The organism is Renibacterium salmoninarum ATCC 33209 (genome assembly GCF_000018885.1).
In the GTDB taxonomy this organism is placed as follows: Bacteria; Actinomycetota; Actinomycetes; order Actinomycetales; family Micrococcaceae; genus Renibacterium; species Renibacterium salmoninarum.
The window spans coordinates 1,366,494-1,385,027 of the sequence record NC_010168.1 but is presented as its reverse complement, the minus strand read 5'-3'; the positions used below and the strand labels follow the sequence as shown (position 1 = coordinate 1,385,027).

16 protein-coding genes, 2 pseudogenes and 1 riboswitch are annotated in these 18,534 nt (G+C 53.7%); of the genes and pseudogenes, 10 read left to right on the top strand and 8 right to left on the bottom strand.

Annotated features, from left to right (window positions below; translation table 11 throughout):
* Genes RSAL33209_RS07035 through wecB form a run of 5 tightly spaced genes read left to right on the top strand, consistent with a single transcriptional unit; the run spans position 1 to position 7,172 of the window.
* A complete protein-coding gene (locus RSAL33209_RS07035) occupies positions 1-732 on the top strand; it encodes an ABC transporter ATP-binding protein (protein WP_012245026.1) in 732 nt (243 codons plus the stop codon).
* Between the two features lie 13 nt (positions 733-745).
* The gene (locus tag RSAL33209_RS07030) at positions 746-2,935 is read left to right on the top strand and encodes an acyltransferase family protein (protein ID WP_158539298.1); all 2,190 of its coding nucleotides are present in this window, start codon (positions 746-748) and stop codon (positions 2,933-2,935) included.
* Positions 2,932-4,911 carry a DUF6541 family protein gene (locus tag RSAL33209_RS07025; protein ID WP_012245024.1) on the top strand — a complete coding sequence of 660 codons (1,980 nt, stop codon included), beginning with the start codon at positions 2,932-2,934 and terminating at the stop codon, positions 4,909-4,911. The genes RSAL33209_RS07030 and RSAL33209_RS07025 overlap by 4 nt, the downstream gene beginning before the upstream one ends.
* Before the next feature lie 18 nt (positions 4,912-4,929).
* The gene (locus RSAL33209_RS07020; RefSeq protein WP_041685359.1) at positions 4,930-6,024 is read left to right on the top strand and encodes a polysaccharide biosynthesis C-terminal domain-containing protein; all 1,095 of its coding nucleotides are present in this window, start codon (positions 4,930-4,932) and stop codon (positions 6,022-6,024) included.
* Entirely contained in the window at positions 6,021-7,172 is a 1,152-nt protein-coding gene (gene wecB / locus RSAL33209_RS07015) for a non-hydrolyzing UDP-N-acetylglucosamine 2-epimerase (RefSeq protein ID WP_012245022.1), read from the top strand. The genes RSAL33209_RS07020 and wecB overlap by 4 nt, the downstream gene beginning before the upstream one ends.
* 382 nt (positions 7,173-7,554) lie before the next feature.
* Here wecB and RSAL33209_RS07010 read toward each other — a convergent pair whose 3' ends face one another.
* From RSAL33209_RS07010 to RSAL33209_RS06985, 6 genes and pseudogenes are all read right to left on the bottom strand, one after another.
* On the bottom strand, positions 7,555-7,956 hold the full coding sequence (locus RSAL33209_RS07010) for a DUF2304 domain-containing protein (RefSeq protein WP_012245021.1): 402 nt from the start codon (positions 7,954-7,956) through the stop codon (positions 7,555-7,557).
* A gap of 1 nt (position 7,957) precedes the next feature.
* Complete coding sequence (locus RSAL33209_RS07005; RefSeq protein ID WP_012245020.1) at positions 7,958-8,695, bottom strand: glycosyltransferase family 2 protein; 738 nt, start codon at positions 8,693-8,695, stop codon at positions 7,958-7,960.
* A 50-nt stretch (positions 8,696-8,745) separates the two neighbouring features.
* Positions 8,746-10,011, bottom strand: a pseudogene (locus RSAL33209_RS07000) (IS3 family transposase).
* A gap of 47 nt (positions 10,012-10,058) precedes the next feature.
* A complete protein-coding gene (locus RSAL33209_RS16200) occupies positions 10,059-10,760 on the bottom strand; it encodes a hypothetical protein (protein ID WP_049758898.1) in 702 nt (233 codons plus the stop codon).
* Complete coding sequence (gene efeU, locus RSAL33209_RS06990) at positions 10,717-11,691, bottom strand: iron uptake transporter permease EfeU (RefSeq protein WP_012245017.1); 975 nt, start codon at positions 11,689-11,691, stop codon at positions 10,717-10,719. Before efeU ends, RSAL33209_RS16200 begins: the two co-directional genes overlap by 44 nt.
* Positions 11,692-11,792: 101 nt before the next feature.
* A complete protein-coding gene (locus RSAL33209_RS06985; RefSeq protein ID WP_012245016.1) occupies positions 11,793-12,470 on the bottom strand; it encodes a histidine phosphatase family protein in 678 nt (225 codons plus the stop codon).
* Positions 12,471-12,563: 93 nt separating this feature from the next.
* Here RSAL33209_RS06985 and RSAL33209_RS06980 point away from each other — a divergent pair, with 93 nt between their 5' ends.
* Entirely contained in the window at positions 12,564-13,316 is a 753-nt protein-coding gene (locus tag RSAL33209_RS06980) for a CPBP family intramembrane glutamic endopeptidase (protein ID WP_012245015.1), read from the top strand.
* 93 nt (positions 13,317-13,409) lie between these two features.
* Here RSAL33209_RS06980 and RSAL33209_RS06975 read toward each other — a convergent pair whose 3' ends face one another.
* On the bottom strand, positions 13,410-14,048 hold the full coding sequence (locus tag RSAL33209_RS06975; protein WP_041685357.1) for a VOC family protein: 639 nt from the start codon (positions 14,046-14,048) through the stop codon (positions 13,410-13,412).
* A 135-nt stretch (positions 14,049-14,183) separates the two neighbouring features.
* Positions 14,184-14,311, top strand: a riboswitch (SAM riboswitch).
* 90 nt (positions 14,312-14,401) lie between these two features.
* On the opposite strand from RSAL33209_RS06975, the pseudogene RSAL33209_RS06970 reads away from it, so the two are divergent.
* The 4 genes and pseudogenes from RSAL33209_RS06970 to RSAL33209_RS06960 all read left to right on the top strand — a co-directional run bounded on the left by RSAL33209_RS06970 (position 14,402) and on the right by RSAL33209_RS06960 (position 17,530).
* Positions 14,402-15,715: pseudogene (locus tag RSAL33209_RS06970) on the top strand (bifunctional o-acetylhomoserine/o-acetylserine sulfhydrylase).
* Positions 15,712-15,867, top strand: a complete 156-nt coding sequence (locus RSAL33209_RS20010) for a homoserine O-acetyltransferase (protein WP_012245011.1) — start codon at positions 15,712-15,714, stop codon at positions 15,865-15,867. Before RSAL33209_RS06970 ends, RSAL33209_RS20010 begins: the two are co-directional and overlap by 4 nt.
* A gap of 31 nt (positions 15,868-15,898) precedes the next feature.
* Entirely contained in the window at positions 15,899-16,846 is a 948-nt protein-coding gene (gene metX, locus RSAL33209_RS06965; protein WP_012245010.1) for a homoserine O-acetyltransferase MetX, read from the top strand.
* Positions 16,847-16,915: 69 nt separating this feature from the next.
* Complete coding sequence (locus RSAL33209_RS06960) at positions 16,916-17,530, top strand: TetR/AcrR family transcriptional regulator (RefSeq protein WP_145962051.1); 615 nt, start codon at positions 16,916-16,918, stop codon at positions 17,528-17,530.
* Between the two features lie 98 nt (positions 17,531-17,628).
* On the opposite strand, the gene RSAL33209_RS06955 is transcribed toward RSAL33209_RS06960, so the two are convergent.
* Complete coding sequence (locus tag RSAL33209_RS06955; protein ID WP_114597713.1) at positions 17,629-18,396, bottom strand: SGNH/GDSL hydrolase family protein; 768 nt, start codon at positions 18,394-18,396, stop codon at positions 17,629-17,631.
* Positions 18,397-18,534: the final 138 nt, after the last annotated feature.

Genomic DNA, 18,534 nt, shown 5'->3' with positions numbered 1-18,534 from the left:
ATGGCAATTTCAATTGAAGTTAAAGACGTAACAAAGAGCTTTGTCCTGAGGCATTCCCGATCGATCAAAGAGTCAATAGTCTGGCTCCTCAAAGGTCGTAAAGGAGATCTAACCAACAAATTTGACGCGCTAAAGCATGTCGACTTGTCGGTCTCGGAAGGCGAAACGGTTGCTTTGCTGGGATTCAATGGTTCGGGTAAGTCAACTTTGCTGAAGCACATTTCTGGCGTAATGCAGCCCGACTCCGGCACTGTTCGGACCAGAGGTCGAGTCGCGGGCCTGATAGAGGTCGGGGCTGGATTCCACCACGACTTGTCGGGCCGAGACAATGTCTTCCTTAACGGCGCAATCTTGGGGATGAGTAAGGAACAGATTGACGAACGCTTTGAATCAATCTTAGATTTTGCCGAAATCGGCGATTTCATAGACACGGAAGTCAAGTTTTACTCGTCAGGAATGTATCTACGACTTGCCTTTTCTGTTGCAGTTCACACCGATCCGGAAGTCTTTCTGGTTGACGAAATTCTTGCCGTTGGAGACGAGCCTTTCCAAAGAAAATGTCTGTATAAGATTCAAGAGCTAGCAGATGCCGGTAAGACTTTGGTCGTGGTCAGTCACGACTTAGATCTTGTTTCACGAATTTGTAATCGCGGTGTTCTTTTGGATCATGGTTCAGTCGTTTTCGACGGCCCCATCGATGTCGCGGTCGCGAAGTTGCGTGAAGATGGCTAACAGCAGTATTCCGGTGGCCAAGGCCCAACGACCTGATATTCAGGGCCTCCGAACTATTGCCGTCGGTATCGTGATTGTTTATCACCTGTGGCCGAATTTTGCTCCCGGAGGGTTTGTTGGAGTAGATGTATTTTTCATAATTTCGGGATTTCTAATAGTCGGCTCTCTTGTTCGTGAAGCGGTCAGTACGGGAAAAATCGGACTCTTAGCTTTTTACGCTCGAAGGATTCGAAGACTTCTTCCTGCAGCAACTTTGGTGCTCTTGGCAGTTGTAGTTGGCACGTTCGTATTTTTGCCGCAAAGCCGATGGCAGTCCGTTTCCTGGGATGTAGCCATGTCTACGCTGCAAGTGCAGAATTGGAATCAGGGATTCAGCTCCGCAAGCTATGAAGGAGCAACAGCTGCCGTTTCACCGGTTCAGCATTACTGGTCGTTAGCGGTTGAAGAACAGTTTTATATCGTTATTCCGATACTGATTCTGCTGGCGGTGACATTGGCTCGCCACTTTAACGTGCTCAAATCAAGAGCCTGTCTGACACTAGTTCTCATAATATCTGCGCCTTCTTTCGCCCATAGCGTGTTTTTCTCCGGGTCTAATCACAACCTGGCCTATTTCGCGACCACGACTCGGATGTGGGAGTTGGGGTTAGGCGGAATTTTGGCTTTACTTGTGCATCGAATCAAGCTAACGGCATTGAGCAGATTTCTCATGGGGTGGTCGGGCCTCATTCTTATCTTTGTCTCGGTCTTCCTTCTCTCGACCACGCTGCCTTTCCCCGGATCAATTGCACTAATACCGGTATTAGGTACTTGCGCAATTTTGATGGCTGGTTCAGGAATCAAGAGTTCTCAGCACTACCGTGCCGGATCAATATCAAGCTTCCTGAGTCTGCGCCCGATGACTTTCGTTGGAGATATCTCATACTCGCTCTATCTTTGGCATTGGCCCGTCATCGTCTTCTGGGTAAGTATCTTGGGTCGGGAGCCGGGGGTATTCCAAGGGGCAATGATTGTTGTTTTGAGTCTTAGCCTTGCTTGGCTGTCGTACCGGTTTGTGGAACAGAGATGTCGGCATGGGAAGCCCGTTGAGTTACGAGGCGGACGCAGATTTCGTCAGTTGATTTCTCAACGAGCGGCATACGGATTTGCCATACTGCAGGTGGGTTCGAGCGTGGCGGCAGCTGGGGTGCCGTGGACCATAGTTCAGATGAAGGCTTCGGAACTAGGCGTCGCTGCAGATAACGAACGGTATCCAGGTGCCGAGGTGTTTGATCCTGTTGCTCCAGCGAGGGTTCCCTCTGGTGTGACAATTAGTCCTGACCATGCCGTGGCTTTGAAGGACGTTCCATTAACCGGCAAAGATGAGTGCGGCATTTTTGATCCGGAAGTTATTTCGGAATCTCAATGCATTTATGGTCCAGCTGATGCAACAAAGACGGCGGCCGTAGTTGGAGACTCGCATGCGAGCCAATACGTGGATCCGATCCTCGCAGCCGGAGCGGCGAATGGTTGGAAAGTGAGCGCGATGGTGCGAAATGGATGTCCTTTTTCTGCCATCCCTCCTATAGCAGCCAGCAACGCGTTGACGAATTGTTCTGATCAAAACAAGGTCACATTGCAAAGACTTCTGAAATCCAAACCACAGCTGGTGGTCATTAGCGCGATGACTCCGGCTGGGTATGCAAAGGCACTTCAATGGACTTGGCATGATGAGGAAAGCTTGGTTGAGGGCTACATTCAGCTCCTGAAGCCCTTGCGTGATGCCGGAATACCTGTTTCGGTCATTCTCGATAACCCTTACCCGGATTCCTCTGCATCTGAATGCGTACTGAAGAACGGTGCGCTGTCAACGATATGTAGCGCAAGGCCGTCGTCTGAAACTGGTGCGATGTCTGATCCGCTAAAAAGAGCCGCTGAACAAGTCTCAGGAGTGCGAATTGTAAATTTGCAACCCTACTTTTGCCGTAACTCATTTTGTCCAGACGTCATAGGCAACGTTCTTATTTACCGGGACAACCATATGACGAACACCTTCGCAAAAACATTTGGCCAAGCCATTGGCTCTAGCTTTGGAGCTTTGAGGATGGTTGGTAGTCAACCATCGGGTTTGGACCGGTCAAGTAGGATTCTCAAAGGCGAAGTCCGTTGGTGTCTCAGAGGAAGGTTTTGTACCCATAAATTTATTCTTGGAGGAGAATTGTGACTTGGTGGTCAACCGTTCCACTAGCGATAGTGGTTTCAGCGGTGATTTTTCTGCCTGGACTGCTTGTTGGTTTGGCATGCAGGTTACGAGGAATGGCGCTCTTTGCCATTTCGCCGCTTATAAGTGTCACACTAATCTCAGTTGCCGCGATTCTAGCCCCTTTTACGGGTTTGAAATGGTCACCGTTGCCAGTCATCGGTCTCGCCGTACTGATAGCTTTGGCGGCTCTTTTCGTAGTGTTCTTCCTCAAAAAGCGCTCAGAGCCAAGCCGTGCAGTACCTTGGCATTGGAAAAAAGGTGTGCTTCATGTGCTGGCCTTAGCCATCGCAACAATTTTGATTGCTCGTCGCTTAGTATTCGTTTTCGGCAAGCCTGATTCCTTTTCCCAGACTTTCGATAATGTTTTCCACCTCAATGCGATTCGATACATTCTAGACACCGGCTCGGGTTCGTCGATGGATGTCAGTGGGATGACTGGGGGAGGATTTTATCCCTCGGCTTGGCATGATTTGGTATCGCTGAGCGTTGGCATTTTTGGCGGAAGCATTCCGGCGTCAGTGAACTTGACGAACATTATCGTGGGTGCCGTCGTTTGGCCGTTAGGCTGCATGTTCCTTGCCCATCAGACGCTTGGTCGGCGCCCGGCCGTCAGTCTAGCTGCGGGAGTTTTATCCGCTGGATTCGGCGCATTTCCGATCTTGCTTCTCGACTTCGGAGTGCTATATCCAAATTTCTTGGGCAACGCGCTGCTACCGGCCGCCTTGGGATTGATGATTCAAGCTCTGGGCCTGGCAAAGGATCGCGATGTACCTAAGCTCATTACCTGGCTACTATTCATCGCCGTGTTGCCTGGAATTGCTCTTTCGCATCCAAGCAGCCTGATGGTACTTTTGGCCTTGTCGATTCCCGCATGGCTAGTTCTCTGGGGCAAGGCAGTTCGGCCCCGGCTTCGAGAGCTAAGGTCAAACTGGCTGATGTTGATTGTCTTGATTATCGCGTTAGTCGTCGGTGCTTTGGTCGCCTATCATCTATGGAAGAACGTCCGACCTCCAGAAATTGCTGCATTCTGGCCACCGGTTGAATCCAGTGCTCGTGCGATCGGTGAAGTGATTGCGAGCGCCGGCATCAATCGGCCGGTTTCCTGGATCATTATGATATTGGCGGTACTTGGCATCTTCAGCCTGGTCCTGCACCGTCGTCAATTTTGGCTACTCGGGATGTACCTGGTCATCGGGGCGTTGTTTGTCATTGTCGCCTCTTTCCCGTTCGGACAGGTTCGAACCTTTTTCACTGGCCTCTGGTATAATGACCCCCCCAGGCTTGCGTCTCTGCTTCCGTTGGTAATTTTGCCGATTGCAACCATCGGAGCGATTCGGATTTGGGATTTCTGCAAGGCAAGAATCCTTGGGTTCTGGGCGGCATGTAATAACCAAGGACGGCGTGCGGAGACAATAGTATGGCCGCGCGCGATTTCATTCATCTTGGTATCCGTGGTCTTGTTAGGGGGCTTAATCTGGGGGACTCAAAGGGAGAACTTGCGAGAAGCGTCACTCGCAGCAGTCCCGGGCTATCAGCTGTCGCCCCAGTCGCCACTAGTTTCTTCCGACGAGATGGCTCTGATCGAGCGCCTAGATAAAAATGTGCCGAAAGATGCAGTGTTGGCCGGAAATCCATGGAACGGTAGCGCGCTTGCTTACGCATTCGCCGATCGGAAGACGCTCCAGCTCCATATCCTCAGTACAATTCCGAACGGTGCTCCGGAAATTTACGATCATCTAAAGGACGCCAAGATTGACGCAGATGTTTGCCCTGCTGTCAGAGAATTGAAAGTCGCTTATGTTCTAGATTTTGGACATCGTGAAGTTCACGGCGGAGACAACGGATACAAAGGGCTCGATGACCTCGTGGCGAGCGGAGTTGCTACTCTGGTCGACTCTCAAGGAGACGCCAAGCTCTATAAGATTTCTGCCTGTTAGAGAATGGAGGGAATGCTCATGAACACTATTGCTCTGACTGGATCAAATGGTTTTTTGGGTTGGCACACTCGAGCCTTGGCTCATAGTGTGGGCTCGACGAGTCGCCGGATTGAGATCGGTGCTGAGTTCGAGATTTCGGCCGCGGCAATTGCAATGGACGACGTCGAAAGCGTGATTCACATAGCCGGAGTTAACCGCGGTTCAGATCATGAAATTCTCGAAGGCAACGTGAAGTTTGCGCAGCAACTCGTGAGCGCGCTGAAGATCACCACTTCCAAGCCGAAGCGGTTGGTCTTTGCCAATTCGATTCAAGCCGGAAATGGATCTGTTTACGGTGAAGCAAAGGCAGAAGCTGGCCGAATTCTCCGTGTGGCAGCTGAGGAATTAGGAATTGACTTTGTCGATGTACTGCTCCCAAACCTTTTCGGTGAGCACGGAAGACCTTTCTATAACTCAGTGGTGGCAACGTTTTGCCAGATGTTGGTAGACGGCAGGCATCCTGAAGTCACCGAAGATCGGGTGCTTGACCTGTTGCACGCACAGGATGCCGCAGAGGTGCTAATAGGCCAGGTACCGGTTTCCGCAATGTCTGAGTTAGTAGCCCAAAGATCTGTGTCGGAGCTGGCGAGTGCGCTTGCTGAAATCGCGGCGACTTACTCGCGGGGAACTGTACCAGCAATTGCGGATCGTTTTGATCGCAATTTATTCAACACCTATCGCTCGTTCCTAGTGGGAGATAAGCTACCAATTCAGCTGGATCGGAAAGAGGACTCGCGCGGAGCCTTTTTTGAAGTTGTGCGAAGTGAACACGGACAAGGCCAGTCCTCCTTTTCCACGACGGTTCCCGGCATCACTCGTGGGCAGCACTATCATCGCAGAAAAATAGAGCGATTCACGGTCCTGGCGGGTTCTGCAGAAATCGCGATGCGTAAGTTGTTCTCTGATGAGGTTGTGACTTACCGGGTGAATGGGGATCAGCCTGTTGCCATAGACATGCCAACAATGTGGTCACACAAAATCACCAACGTTGGATCAGATATGCTTTATACGATGTTTTGGATCAGCGAAATTTATGATCCCTCCTCTCCCGACACTTTCCCGGAGGAAGTATGACCGCGACCGACCGCAAGCTCAAAGTGATGACAGTTGTCGGAACGAGGCCCGAAATAATTCGGTTGGCTGCAACCATCCGACAGCTCGAAAAAGATACAAATCATATTTTGGTCCACACCGGGCAGAACTATGACTACGAGTTGAACGAGGTCTTTTTCGAAGATCTCGGGCTACGTCGGCCTGACCATTTCTTGCAAGCTGATACTTCGAGCTTGGGTGCGGTTCTCGGATCAATTCTTGCTAAGACTGAGGAAGTTTTGATTCAGGAAAAGCCGGACGCAATGCTTGTTCTGGGGGACACTAACTCTTGTATCTCAGCATTGATAGCTAAGCGGCTTCGCGTTCCGGTTTATCACATGGAAGCCGGAAATCGTTGTTTCGACGAAAACGTGCCAGAGGAGACGAATCGACGTCTCGTTGACCACGTAGCTGACTATAACTTGGTTTACACGGAACACGCTCGTAGAAACCTGCTTTCCGAGGGTCTACAGCCCGCTCGAATTCTCTTGACAGGTTCTCCTATGAAGGAGGTGCTTGCAGGCAACGCTAAGGCAATTGAGTCGAGCCAAGTTTTGGCGGCTCAGGGTCTTACTTCGGGCCAATATTTCATGGTCAGTGTTCACCGTGAAGAGAACGTAGACAGCCCGGAGCGACTCACTGAAATCCTCAAAGCATTGCAAGCGATCCAATCCGAGTACGACGTTCCTGTCCTAATCTCGACTCATCCTCGCACCCGCAAACGTTTAGAAGAGCAGCCTGAGGAGCTAAAAGCGGGCCTGATTTTCCATCCACCATTTGGCTTCAATGACTACGTGAAATTACAGCAAGAAGCGAAGCTAGTCCTTTCGGATAGCGGCACGATTAGCGAGGAGTCTTCGCTATTGGGCTTCCCAGCAGTGACCTTACGAGATGCTATCGAACGGCCAGAGTCGTTGGACACCGGAGCCATTATCACGACCGGAGTTAATGCTGACGCGATCGTTGATTCGATCGATATCGTGCTCTCGCAATACGCCGATTTGGGGCGTCCGACGATCCCCACCGATTATCAAATTAGCGATACGTCTCGACGAACCGTGAATTTCATTCGCTCGACAGCTCACACTCATCACAGACGTGCAGGAATATATCTCCGAAAGAACATCTGAAATATGGTTAGACCTGGTGATTTCCTCATTGAGAATTGACTTTTCGAGTGGCTTCACTTGCTCAGGCGAGTGGAAGTTGCCGAAAAGCCTTTGCAATTTCGCAATGGACCCTCCGCGCTATGAGGGCAGTCCGTTCAATAGGCCGGTTTCTCCGGGACACGTGTACAAATCACGATAAGGCGTCTCTTAGCTACCATTGACCAACAACGGCAGCATTGTTTTGAGTCATCAACAATTGAGTGCAGCGTCGCTATGCCCAAATTTGCACCGGGCGCAGCTGCGAATTACCTTGACTTTAGTCGGAGCCAAATGTTGGCTGCGCCTAGCACTAAGGCTAGAGCATACGCACGATCAGGCTTTGGCGACGACATCCTTCACGGATCTAGTGGCGGTCTCCACCCGTTGAGTCTTCATCTGAACTGGATTGTGACTTCACTTCGGCGTCCTTGACCAGTGCGGCCACTTGATGTCGAAGAATGGCAACTTCCTCTGCCAAAGTTCGCGTCTCTTCTTCGATAACGGACATTTCCCATGAAAGATGCAGACAGACGCCCAAAAGGAGCAAAATACATAGGCCGAATAAGAGGTTTGAAGCAACTTGGACGCCTAGGAAACTACTAACGGCTCCCAAAAGGCCAGGCCAGCCTGCGAGCACCATGGCACCAAGGCCAATGACAAGCCAGAGAGCGGCATATTTCTCCTTAAAGACCTTTCTACGCACCAGGTCGAGAATGATACAGACCACGATGAGAGCGAAGATGAACGCGGTAACCGTGCTACCCATGCTAAGCACCTTCCTGAATTACTGGCTTCGATTTACTACGCGTCACTGCAAACAGCAAAGCAAAGATGGAGCGCAAAAGATAGATTGCCGATTTCACAGGATTGTGGCTCGGCGTCCCGCCCTGACGCGGACGCATAGCCACGCTAACTTGAGTGACTCTGCAACCGGACTTGATCGCGACCACGAGGGAGTCAATGGTGTCGCCTAGGTATTCAGCCGGATAATGATCAATATATTGCGCTATCGCCCGCCGGTTGGCTGCCCGGAACCCTGAAGTGACATCTGTCAGTCGAGTTCTGGCGATACTCGAAATGACTTTCGCTAGGAAAATCATGGCCCATTGCCTAGGGCCGGACACTTTGTAGTCGCCTTTGTCCGCGAAACGGGCACCAATCGAAATATCAGCCGAATCTAGTCCAGAGATCACTGCTTCAATATCTCGTGGATTATGTTGGCCGTCAGCATCAACCTGGATGGCAGCGTCGTAGTTAAACCGCTGAGCAAATTTGAATCCAGCGCGCATGGCACCGCCGACTCCCATATTGAACGGAAGTTTCAAGACCATGGCACCGGCGGCTTCGGCAGCTATTGCGGTGTTGTCTTTGGAGCCGTCGTCGACCACCAGGACGTCATATCCCTTGTCTATGGAATATATTTCGGTGACCGTGTGACCGACAGTCTCGCCTTCGTTCCACGCCGGCGTGATCACAAGGATCCGGCGTCCATCGTTCCTGGGCATGATTTTGATTCTACGCTGAATGAATCGCCCCGGTGTGTCCGGAGGGTTTCTCAGACGATGAGCCTGTCGGCGGCTGCCGTGCTCTGGTAGTGATTGTAGTAGTGGTTTTCTAGCTCTACTGGTGGGATGTCTCCGCAGTACTGGTAGAGCCTTCGGTGGTTGTACCAATCGACCCATTCAGCGGTGCCGATTTCGACTTCTTCTAGAGTCCGCCAGGGCTTGCCGGGTTTGATCAGCTCGGTCTTATAAAGCCCGTTGATGGTTTCCGCCAAGACGTTGTCGTAACTATCACCCACAGAACCGATCGAGGGGCGGATACCGGCCTGGGCCAGGCGTTCGGTGAAGGCCAAGGAGGCGTATTGAGCCCCGGCATCGTGATGATGAATCACCCCGGAAATCTCAGCCCCGGCCCGTTCACGACTCCAGATTGCCTGATTAACTGCGTTGAGCACTAGCACGGTGTTCATAGAAGCACTCGCTGACCAGCCCAGGATCCTCCGAGAGTAAGCATCGATCACGAAGGCAACATAGACCCACCCCGACCAGGTCGAAACATAGGTGAAATCATCTACCCATAGCCGATCCGGTGCCGTTGGTGTGAAATCACGGCGGACCAAGTCCTTCGCTCGGGCCGCCTTCGAGTCTTTGATCGTGGTGCGTTTGACCTTGCCACGGACCGCACCCTGTATGCCAAGTAACCCCATGAGCCGTTCTACCGTGCACCTGGCCACCGGCACACCTTCACGGTTCATCGCCAACCAGACTTTCCTGGTGCCGTAAACCCCGTAATTAGCGGCATACACCTTCTGGATCACGGGCTTGAGCACCTCATCACGTTGTTCTCGGTGAGATCGTGTTTTATCCACCCATTCGTAGTACGTGGACGGGGTGGTCTTCACCCCGTCCCAGTAAGCACCTGGCAGATCGACTCGACACCCCACCGCAATCCATTATTCTCGCGGTGACCGGCATGGTCCTTGATGTATTTCACGATCAGTGTTGTGGCGGTCGAGTTCGACCGCGACAAAAGCTGAAGCACTCCGAAGGATCGCGTTCGCCCGTTTCAGCTCAGCGTTCTCACGCCGTAACCGTTTCAGCTCGGCCGATTCCGTGCTCGTTGTTCCAGTTCTAGTACCAACATCGATCTCGGCTTGCCGGACCCATTTACGCACCGTTTCCGGCACACCCACACCCAAAAGCTGGGCAACTTTTTGCATCGCCGCCCACTCCGAAGACGCACCCTCCATCTCCGCCACCATGCGCACCGTATGATCCTTCAACTCCTGCGGATACCGTGTCGTAGTTTTCCCTGCCATGTCCTGATCCTCTCAAACAAGAAAGTCTCCGGACACACCGGGGCGATTCATAGTGAGCCTTTCAATGCGGAGCGAGGAATCGAGGAAATAATTGCGAAAGCTATTTCGACGAGCAGCTTGGTTTCTAGGACCGGGGTGTTTGAAGCCGGTGCAGGTTCCAGTGCGGCAAGCTGACGACGACGTCGGAAAGAGAGGCCCAGGAAGCTAAGCGCACCCGCGGCAAAAAGTACTGGTAACCAAACTCCCCAGAGCTGTCTTTCCTGTTGCGAGCCCTGAGCAGATCCGGCTGCGGTTGCGGCCGAAGCTGCTTCTGAAGGGTCTATCTGCCAGTTATCCCTTGTCTGGGAGAAGGCCACAGTTCTGGCCGTGCTGAGACCGCCGTCGCTGAGCGTTACAGCGGCATCAGACTCGCGAGAGGCGTCAAGTAATTTTCCGTTTGCAAGCCATACAGTCAGCCCGTTTTTGTTGATCCAATGAGCCTGAAATGGTCCTGGATTACTTTGAGTGGAAATACCAACAGGTAACCGGCCAGCATTTAGCGCAATGAGGTCTTTGAGGCTCAGGTTTGCTGGTTGATTTGCTTCCGTGGGTAGCTGCAAGCTGAATCGCTGCGCGGCGACGCCAAGGTGCTCACCGAGCTCTTGTGGTTGGTCAGCTAGCTGGAAATCGGTTCGGCTGCCAGCTGGGCTGGTGAAGGAAAGTGTTTTACCGTTCAGCAGCCCAGCTGGCAGCCACAGTATTTTGAGCACTTACAACGTTTAGCGCTGCTGCAGAACTCTGCGGCGTGGGCAGAATGGCGGCAATGAGGGCCAGTAATACTGCTGCGGAACCCAAGCTAATCGCGATGATTCGGTGAAAAGCAGGCAACTTGGCGGGCGCAATGCGGCGCTTTGCTGGCCACAGCACAAAAAGCAGCATGGGAACGAGATAGAGCAGCCAACCTAGAACTTCAATAACTCGCGGATCTGCCGGTATGCCAAGAACACCAGTCAGCAATGCCGCCTGTGCTGAGCCATTTGGCGCTAGCCAGGACAAGTCGACCGTCTTATCTTGACCGATCATGATCCAGCCTGCTTCATGTGCGGTACGAAGCGCTTTGAGTACTAGACCCGCGGCAACTAAGACCAGGAAGACGCCGGTGATGGTGAAGAAGCGGCCCATATTGAGCTTGACGCCGCCACGGTAGATGCCATAGCCAATGACGATAGAAATCAGGACACCGATCAGAGCACCTGCACCAGCCAGTAGCGGGTCGACCGAGGATTGGAATGCTGCCAGCAGAAAGACTGCGGTTTCGACGCCTTCTCGCAAAACTGCAAGAAAGGCCATGGTGGCGAGTGCCGCCGTCGAACCGGTTTTTAGCGCACTCGCGGCATGTGCTTCCAAATAACCCTTGAGCGACCGGGCGTTCTTTGCAATCCAGAGAATCATTGCGGTAACCATTACGACGGCGACTGCGCCGATGATTGTTTCCATGCCCTCTTGCTGGGCTTGCGGTAGTCCGGCGGAGATGACTTCTAGGGTTACCCCGACGCCAAGGCTGATCGCCACCGCTATGCCAATGCCGATCCACATAGCGAAAAGGCTTTTGCCGCTGCGCCGCAAGAACGCCGCAATAATGCCGACAATTAGTGCGGCCTCTAGGCCTTCGCGGAGGCCAATCACCAAAGTTGCGAGCAAGAGCGTTCTCTCGGTAGCTAGGTTCCAAATCGTTCAGAACATAGGTAAGGCTACCCTCTGGCCGTTGTCTCAGGCCAATTAAGTCATGCGCTCATAACGTATTACCACGTTACCCGGGGGCTATCCAGCACCGTCTGGCCGGGTGCGACAGCGTTCCATTGTTCAAAAGGCAAGTCCAGGCGATAACGCCCGTCGTCGAAAAGAAGTGATCTCACTTCCGCGTTTTCCGGGTTATTGAGCGACTCGAAGTACTCAACGGACCAATGAAACCAGCGCATACAAAAAAGGCGCATGGTGAGTCCATGCGTCACCAGCAAGGTATTGGCGGCGTAATCAGGTTTCTGCCAATGTCGATGCAAAGTTTCCAAGAACGACGACACCCGATCGTAAACATCCGAGCCCGATTCGCCTTCACGGAATCGGTAGAAAAAATGCCCGTAGGCGTTCCTAAGCTCCTTTTGATCTGCGATCTCGGCAGGATTCTGAAAATTTGCACAGTCCTGCTCCCGAAGCCGAGGTTCTTCGATGACCCGTTCCACCAAGTTGCCCAAGTTTAGAGCTTCCAGGGTTTGATATGCGCGTAAATAGGGGGAGACGTAGACGCAGACTTGTTGGCCATCAAGACGGCGTCGAATATTTTCACCCGCCGCGGTTGCTTGAGCTAAACCAATATCGGTTAACGGTATTCGGTAATCAGGCACGCGGTTGTAAATGGTCTGGTCTCGATTCGCCTCAGACTGACCGTGTCGGAGCATCAAGATCTGCCGGGGTGCGCTCATGATCTGAGTCTAGTGTTCGAAATCTGTGCTCGGTTCTGTTGCGCACCGGGTGTCGTAACGGCTTGCACAAGGATGCCGAGGCAGGATGGTGCCATGTCTGTTCGCCGCCCACCCAGCGCATTACGCAAGCGTTGGCGTGTTGAAATTTTGATTGTGCTGGGGCTTTCTCTTGGCCAATCTGCGGTCTATGCCGTGGTCAATTTGATCGATAACCTCAGCCGAGGTCCGATCGCCCAAGCCACGGCCACCTTGAATACCAGCAAAAACAATCGCGAATACTTTGACCTGGCGTATCAGCTGCTGGGCAACTTCTTCGCCTTAATACCTTTGGCGTTAGTGCTCTATTTACTCTGGAAACCAGCCCGAAGTGGTTTCACCGCGATCGGCTTCACTTTCGCTAAGCCGGGTCGCGATTTGCTGTGGGGTGTGGGGCTATTGGTGCTCATCGGTGCGCCGTCACTTGGGCTCTATGCGATTGGCCGGGCGTTGGGAATTACCGCGCAACTCGTGCCCAATTCGCTGCAGGAATTTTGGTGGACAGTGCCGGTGCTGGTGATTTCCGCGATCCGCAACGCAGTTTTGGAGGAGGTAATCGTCGTCGGCTATTTGCTGGACCGGCTGAATAAGCTGGGATGGCGGCTGTGGCCAGCGATTATTGCCAGCGCAATTTTGCGCGGCAGCTATCACTTGTACCAGGGCTTCGGACCGTTTATTGGCAATGTTGCGATGGGCCTGGTCTTTGGCTGGCTCTATACCAAGACGAAGCGAGTCATGCCGCTGGTGATCGCGCATAGTTTATTAGACATTGCCGCGTTCACTTTCGGTAGGCAACTAGGTTTCGGCTGATCAACACCCTTAAACAAACGTCGAGTGTCGACTTGTGGCGAATAAATCGTACTCAAACTCGCCATAAGTCGACACTCAACGGATGGAAAAAAATTAGAGGGTTACTGGACCGTTCGCTGTTTCAAAGGTCACGCTCATGATGCCCGGCGTTCCGTGCGGAGCGATCCATTCGACGGCAACGTCTTCGAGCGGCTTGTCCACACACTCGCCAAGCCATTCGGTGACCCGTTCAGCCGAGCCGGCAATGGTAAGGCTAGACAAAATCACAGAGCTGGGCTCTGCCTGAGACGGGTGCAGGCTTGGATCGCCCTCCCATTTCAACAGGTAGGGCACCTGCGGATCGGCGATGAGTCCCTTGATGCCAATTTGCTGCCAAACAAGCTCGCGACCGTCTGGGAACTTTCGGTTACCAGGCACTGCAGAGCGGCCAAGCCGTTCTTCAAAAGGCGAAAGGTCGTTCACTTCGACGCACCAGCCCATCCAACCGCCACCGGCGTTGGAGCGAGCACGCACGGCTTGGCCGAAGGGTGCTTTATCTGAAGCAGGGTGGTCGAGGACTTCGACAACTTCGAGGTAGTGGCGCGAGGTGAGCGGGATGATCATATTCCGCGTACCGAAGCGAGGGTGTACGCCTCCGCACACGGCTTTGACGCCGAGTGCCGTGACAATCCGCTCCGAGGTGGCAGCTAGTCCATCGGGGTCACAAGCGTAAGAAACGTGATCCATGCGCATGCCCATATCCTTGCACTTTGTGACCCCTGTCTCGACTTAGGGTGACCTAAGCAACAGCTGTGGGGGCTGGCCAAAAAACGTCACACCCCGTCATGGACTTGAACTGATGAGCTTTGCTTGCGCAAACTTGTTTTAGGTCACGAGTGCCAGCAATGTCTTGACCAGACGCCTGCCCCGGCTTGCTGGACGGCAACCCTCCACCGCGGCGGGGTGCCCCGGGTGAAGACCTGGCCTCCACCAACCGGTAGAGGCAAGCGCGGGTCGATGCATCGCACCCGGTTGAACGGGGTATCTCTGGCCACCGTCCGGCCGCTGCTGATTATTGGGCCCTTTCCAGAAAAGGAGCCAGCCCTATGAGTAATGGTTGGTCTTTCGAAACACGACAAATCCACATCGGCCAAGAACCAGATGCAGTTACTGGCGCGCGAGCGTTGCCGATCTATCAAACAAGCTCGTTTGTTTTCCCTAGCGCTGAAAGTGCGGCAAATCGGTTTGCGCTCGCTGAATTGGCGCCGATCTACACCAGAATCGGCAATCCCACCCAGGACGCCGTTGAGCAGCGCATTGCGAATCTTGAGGGCGGCGTTGGCGCGCTGCTGCTTTCTTCGGGGCAGGCCGCTGCAACTCTTGCCGTGCTCAATATTGCTCAGGCCGTCGACCACATTGTTTCTAGCCCGAGCATCTACGGCGGCACCTACAACCTTTTTGCTCACACCTTCAAGAAGTTCGGGATCGAGGTAACTTTTGTTGACGATCCGGACAACCTGGATCAATGGCGTGCAGCAATAAAGCCAAACACCAAGTTGCTCTTTGGCGAAGTGGTTTCTAACCCGCGCCAGGACATCCTGGACATTGAAGGTGTTAGCGCCGTCGCGCATGAAGCTGGCGTGCCCCTCATTGTCGATAAGACGCTTGCCACGCCCTATTTGATTCGCCCGCTCGAATGGGGAGCGGACGTCGTACTGCATTCGGCGACGAAGTATCTCGGTGGTCATGGTGCGGCTATCGCGGGTGTCATAGTCGATGGCGGCACGTTTGATTACGCGAAGGATCCGGAGAAGTTCCCCGGATTCAATACGCCGGATGAGTCGTATAACGGCTTGGTTTTTGCCCGGGACTTGGGTGTGGGTAGTGCCCTAGGTGCCAATTTGGCATATATCCTCAAGGCCAGAGTTCAGCTGCTGCGCGATCTTGGCTCAGCGGTCTCGCCATTCAACGCCTTTTTGATTGCGCAAGGCTTGGAAACATTGAGCCTGCGGGTAGAACGGCATGTTTCCAACGCCGTCGAAGTCGCCCAATGGCTCAGTGAACATCACAGCGTCGAGTCCGTAGCCTACGCAGGCCTGCCATCTAGCCCCTGGTACTAGCGCAGCCGGAAATATGGGCCTCGTGGCACCGGTGCGGTAGTCGCTTTTCAAATCAAAGGCGGCGTTGAAGCGGGCAAAAAGTTCGTTGACGGACTGGAATTGCATTCGCACGTGGCCAACATTGGTGATGTCCGCTCGCTGGTCATTCACCCGGCGTCCACAACGCACTCGCAACTGAGCGAAGCGCAGCAACTCGCGAGCGGCGTCAGCCCATCAATGGCCCGGCTATCGGTTGGGCTGGAGCACATTGACGATATTTTGGCTGATTTGGATGCAGGCTTCCGGGCGGCAAAGTCTTGACGGCATTGGAAGTTTCTGCGGAGACCGCAGCAGAGAGTTTTGCCGATGGCATTTTGCAATATCAGTTGATCGGTGATGTTGAGCTCGAATCCGGCGCGAGCATCCCGGCAGTGGTTTTGGCCTATGTAAAGCTGGGGCAAACTCAACGCTGATGCTTCAACTACGGTTCTTATTCAGCACGCTTTGACCGGCAGCACGCATGTTGCCAGGGGAGACAGCGATGAGGATGGCTGGTGGGACGGTTTGGTCGGCCCCGGAAAAGCTATCGATACCAACCGCTTTTTCGTGGTCGCAGCGAATATTCTGGGCGGTTGTTATGGCAGCACTGGTCCGTCGTCGTTAGCGCCCGACGGCGTGCCTTGGGGCTCGCGCTTTCCCTACCTAACATTGCGAGATAGCGTGCGGTCAGAGGCAGTGCTTTCGGATGCATTGGGCATCCAGCAGTGGCATGCCGTGATTGGTGGTTCAATGGGGGGCGCTAGGGCGCTGGAATGGGCGGCAGAGTTTCCCGACCGCCTGCGTCAGGCAGTGATCTTGGCCTCGTGCGGAGCAAGTACCGCGGAGCAAATCGCTTTGGCGCAGACTCAGGTCCTCGCTATCTGGCAGGACGCCAATTTCGACGGCGGTGACTATTATTCGGGTCGACCGCCGCTGGCTGGGCTGGGGCTGGCGCGACGAATTGCGCATATTTCGTATCGTTCAGAAGCTGAATTGGGCCATCGATTTGGTCGAGCGGCGCAAGGTGGCGAGCAACCGATTTCTCTTGAGCGGGGCGAGCAGCCGGAACTGAACCGTTACCAGGTGGAAAGCTACTTAGACCATCAAGCGACTAAATTGGTGCAGCGGTTTGACGCTAATAGCTACATTGTCTTGACCGAAGCTTTGATGAGTCATGACGTGGGGCGCGGCCGGGGTGGTCTTGAACAAGCGCTTCTTGCCGCCGCTAGCGTGAGGTTCACTCTTGCCTCGGTGAGTTCAGATCGCTTGTATTTACCCGCACAAACTGAGCAACTTGCGGCAGCCGTGCCTGGCGGAGTTTCGGTTCGAAGTATCGACTCGAAGGTCGGCCACGATGCATTTCTGCTGGAAACCGGGCAGATCGCCGCACTCATTGCTCCGGCGCTAGCCTGAATAATAAACTTGGGTGCGTTATCAATCGGTGCCCGGCTTACGCTCATTCTTGACAGTTATTATGATCGAGTGACCAACCTACAAGCCCGTCGACGCGGCCGCGTACCGACTATTTCTCGTGAGTCGGTAGCCCGTGCTGCCATTAGCCTCGGTTTCGAAGGATTGACCATGTCCACTGTGGCAAGCTCACTGGGCGTGAAACATTCTTCGCTCTACCGACACGTCGGATCCCGTGACGATCTGGTCACGCTCGCCATTGGCCTTCTCGCTTGGGAAGCTAATTGGCCGGAGCCGAACGAAGGCTGGCGACGTTACGTTGAGCAACTGACCGATGTGATGTGGGAAATCTACGAATCGTTTCCTGGTTTAGCTCCGGAGCTGCAACGCTTAGCCTCAACGCCGCCTAGCGTTATTTGTATCTTTGCCGCCGGTAGTGAGGCGCTGATTGACTTTGGCTTTGAAGAGCAGCAGGCGGTGTTGATCATGGATCTGGTCTCTGATCTGACCATCGATAGCTATATGAACGCCTACCGTCTTCGACGCAGTGCGCTAAAACCGCTCAAACCGGAATCGGTGGTCAATAGTCGATTCATTGAATCACCGCCTGGACCCTTGAAGATCAAGAACCTGGCCGGGCTGGAGCACCTATTGGGGTTGGCTTTTAGCACCGATGGCAAAGCTTAGTGGCAGCGTAAGCGGGACGTTTTGCTAGACGGTATTGAAGCGTCGATGCGCGAACAAGCGAGTTTCGAGCCAAGTGAAACTTCGCCTCAGACTGCCCGTTAACTCAGTTTTTTGACGTCGACCGAGGGCATAAACACTGGGCCAGGGGTGGGCCTTTTTGCGCTGACTCCGTCGCCAGATGATTGGTGCCGCAATCGGCGGACCACCCACGGCACCAAGAACTCACATGCCCAAATAAGGTCCTCGCTCCGGGCGGCACGCCAGGTGCGGTGCGCGAGCGGCTCCGGCCGTAATGGCTCAAGCTGATGAGGTACGTTGAGCGCATCCAAGGTCATAATGGCAATCCGGTGATGGCCTAAAGGCGCAAAATGCAGTCGGTCTTCGTCCCACATTTGTGGATCGGAGAGTTCACGCAGCGACCACATATCGGCAATAACGGCGTCATGACGGGCAGCTACCGTGCGGAGATTTTCGTTGTAGATGGCGACTTTGCCGCGGACTAGACCTAGTACGGGGGTATCACGGATATCCGGGCCGTTAAAGAGCAATACCGTGGCACCCGAAGCAGTCATCTTCGCCACTGCTGCATCCATTTTCTCGGCTAGCGCGTCAGGGTCCGAACCAGGCCGAATCAAGTCGTTCCCACCTGCCGAGATTGAAATGAGATCAGGTTTCAGAGCCAGGGCGGGTTCGAGCTGCTCGGTCAGAATCTGTTGCAGGAGCCGGCCGCGAATCGCTAGATTCGCATACGCGAAGTCGTGATGTCCTTTGCTGAGCTCTTCTGCTAGGCGGTCGGCCCAGCCGCGATGGCCGCCTGGACTGCTTTGCTCGGGATCACCGATTCCCTCGGTAAACGAGTCGCCCATGGCACCGTATCGCGCCCAAGGGTGCGATACGGTTTCTGTTGCGGTTCCGGGTTCGCTGGCTGGCAAGTTCAGATTCGTCACAGTCCTATCCTGCTCCTCATGGCCCTTATTACGCCAACGTAGGTTCACGCCGAAGGA

What these genes read in the sequence shown, in the direction of transcription:
- RSAL33209_RS07035 (WP_012245026.1), top strand. Translation starts at nt 1, where the DNA reads ATGGCAATTTCAATTGAAGTTAAAGACGTAACAAAGAGCTTTGTCCTG.
- RSAL33209_RS07020 (WP_041685359.1), top strand. Translation starts at nt 4,930, where the DNA reads ATGAACACTATTGCTCTGACTGGATCAAATGGTTTTTTGGGTTGGCAC.
- wecB (WP_012245022.1), top strand. Translation starts at nt 6,021, where the DNA reads ATGACCGCGACCGACCGCAAGCTCAAAGTGATGACAGTTGTCGGAACG.
- RSAL33209_RS07010 (WP_012245021.1), bottom strand. Translation starts at nt 7,956, where the DNA reads ATGGGTAGCACGGTTACCGCGTTCATCTTCGCTCTCATCGTGGTCTGT.
- RSAL33209_RS07005 (WP_012245020.1), bottom strand. Translation starts at nt 8,695, where the DNA reads ATGCCCAGGAACGATGGACGCCGGATCCTTGTGATCACGCCGGCGTGG.
- RSAL33209_RS06985 (WP_012245016.1), bottom strand. Translation starts at nt 12,470, where the DNA reads ATGAGCGCACCCCGGCAGATCTTGATGCTCCGACACGGTCAGTCTGAG.
- RSAL33209_RS06980 (WP_012245015.1), top strand. Translation starts at nt 12,564, where the DNA reads ATGTCTGTTCGCCGCCCACCCAGCGCATTACGCAAGCGTTGGCGTGTT.
- RSAL33209_RS06975 (WP_041685357.1), bottom strand. Translation starts at nt 14,048, where the DNA reads ATGCGCATGGATCACGTTTCTTACGCTTGTGACCCCGATGGACTAGCT.
- RSAL33209_RS06955 (WP_114597713.1), bottom strand. Translation starts at nt 18,396, where the DNA reads ATGGGCGACTCGTTTACCGAGGGAATCGGTGATCCCGAGCAAAGCAGT.